Source organism: Bacillus sp. JJ1521 (assembly GCF_036965165.1).
GTDB lineage: Bacteria > Bacillota > Bacilli > Bacillales > Bacillaceae_L > Ferdinandcohnia.
The window spans coordinates 1-1587 of record NZ_JBALOX010000104.1 but is presented as its reverse complement, the minus strand read 5'-3'; the positions used below and the strand labels follow the sequence as shown (position 1 = coordinate 1587).

Annotated in this window: 2 protein-coding genes; both read right to left on the bottom strand. The window is 42.3% G+C overall.

Annotated features, from left to right (window positions below):
• Positions 1–78: 78 nt before the first annotated feature.
• On the bottom strand, positions 79–1182 hold the full coding sequence (meaB, locus tag V7147_RS15170; RefSeq protein ID WP_335368680.1) for a methylmalonyl Co-A mutase-associated GTPase MeaB: 1104 nt from the start codon (positions 1180–1182) through the stop codon (positions 79–81).
• On the bottom strand, positions 1175–1587 hold a 413-nt coding region (locus tag V7147_RS15165), incomplete at its 5' end, for a cobalamin-dependent protein (RefSeq protein WP_335368679.1). The genes meaB and V7147_RS15165, both read right to left, overlap by 8 nt.

Sequence of the window (1587 nt, the reverse complement as noted above, 5' to 3'; positions counted from 1 at the left end):
CACAGGATGGTCAATAATTGCTATTTCCCTCGCACAATTATATACAAAAACAACAATGTTTACGAAAATAGCCTTTTTTTATGCCTCAAAAAGTCGAATTAATTCCTTCACAGCCGAAGTTACGTTCAAATCACCCTGCACAACCTTACTTTCGAACACTGGAAGCTGCGATTTAATGGATGGATGGGTAAAAAAGTTTGTTTCAAGATAATCCTTTATCATTGCATGAATCCAATCCTTTGTTTGAGCGTTTCTGCGTTCAGTGAAGACTCCAGATTCTTTTGTTGTTTCCCTGAACCGCTGGACAATTTTCCACATTTCGTCCATTCCTTCATGATAAAGGGCTGAAGCTGTATATGCCTTCGAAGCCCATCCTTTTGTTGCAGGCTGAAGATAGTGTAGAATCCGATTGTATTCACCGCGAGCAACCTTTGCCCTCTGTCTATTCTCGCCATCAGCTTTATTTATCAATATTGCATCGGCAAGCTCCATGACCCCTTTTTTCATGCCTTGTAATTCGTCGCCTGCACCAGTTAACACAAGAAGAAGGAAAAAATCTACCATACTTCTGACCACAACTTCACTTTGACCAACACCAATCGTCTCAACGAGAATGACGTCAAACCCGGCTGCCTCACAAAGTAAAATCGTTTCTTTCGTTTTACGGTTGACCCCGCCAAGGGTTCCGCTTGAAGGTGATGGACGAATAAATGCATTTTTATTCCTAGAAAGTGTCTCCATTCGTGTCTTATCCCCAAGTATACTACCACCTGTTATACTACTGCTTGGGTCAACGGCCAATACAGCAACGCGATGCCCCTCTTCACATAAATAGGAACCGAAACTTTCAATGAACGTACTTTTTCCAGCACCAGGAACACCTGTAATTCCAATTCTTATGGAGTTTCCGGTGTATGGAAGAATTTCATTAATCACTGCTTGTGCCTGGACTTCATGACGTTTTGCGTTACTTTCAACTAAAGTAATGGCTTGCGCAAGAATAGTACGGTCACCCTTTCGTATACCCTGCACAAACTCTTCAGTTGATCGACCTTTCTTCTTAACAAATTTACGTGTACTTTCAGAATCGCTATTTGGGTCTTTTCCCTTCACAATTTCTGTTGTAAAACCATCAGAGGCATTCTCCGGCACCCATTCAGGTCGATTTTTTTTATCAGTCATTGCCTTCTTCCTCATACCCTAGGCGAAGATAAATTTCTTCGATTACTTTTGCTGCAGCAACTGGGATGACTGTACCAGGTCCAAATATAGCTGCAGCTCCTTGCTCTTTTAAGTAATCATAATCCTGTGCAGGGATCACTCCACCAACTATTGCAATGATATCCTCACGCCCTAGTTTCCTAAGCTCTTCTATTAGCTGTGGAAGTAATGTTTTATGCCCTGCCGCGAGTGAACTCATTCCAACCACATGAACATCATTTTCCACTGCTTGAAGTGCCGTTTCTTCAGGGGTTTGGAATAATGGTCCGATATCGACATCAAAACCAAGGTCTGCAAATGCAGTTGCAATTACCTTTGCTCCACGGTCATGGCCATCCTGTCCCATTTTGGCAATCAGGATTCTTG

Bases quoted from the DNA above. Each gene is read 5' to 3' on its own strand.
- meaB (WP_335368680.1), bottom strand. From the start codon at position 1,182: ATGACTGATAAAAAAAATCGACCTGAATGGGTGCCGGAGAATGCCTCT.